This window comes from Dellaglioa sp. CoH-57-MRSF-22, assembly GCF_056781895.1.
This window is the reverse complement of sequence record NZ_JBXAXT010000112.1, coordinates 1-392: the sequence shown is the minus strand read 5'-3', so window position 1 is coordinate 392 and position 392 is coordinate 1. Positions and strand designations below refer to the sequence as shown.

Sequence of the window (392 nt, the reverse complement as noted above, 5' to 3'; positions counted from 1 at the left end):
CCTCGATGTCGTTGAACGTGAGACCGCTCCGACGTTTCGTCACAATCACACCTTCAGTCTTTGTTTTCATCATATTTTCCCCTTTTCCGCGTCCGCGAATGTAATTCCAGCCTGCGTCCGTGCATGCCCGCAGCCCGACCCCAAAATGATTGCCTTCCCATATACAGCCACGCTCACGAGCCCAATCTGCGAGTGCGGCACCCGCATAATAGACGCCGTTATTAAGACCCATCAACGCGCCCGTGCCCCGAATCCATACTCGGGATTCCAAAAGTACAGGACTCACACGTGTCGGAAACGTGGCAGTACCGTCGGCGGCGTAACTGTACACCAAGAAATCGGTTTTGGCCAATTCATGTACGATGTGTTCCACCAGCGTCCTCCTTATACTC

Annotated in this window: 1 protein-coding gene; it reads right to left on the bottom strand. The window is 53.6% G+C overall.

Annotated elements, in window-relative coordinates; translation table 11 throughout:
* The coding region (locus tag AC1RPR_RS08420; protein WP_481763504.1) for a hypothetical protein at positions 1–373 on the bottom strand (373 nt) is incomplete at its 3' end.
* Between the last annotated feature and the right edge of the window lie 19 nt (positions 374–392).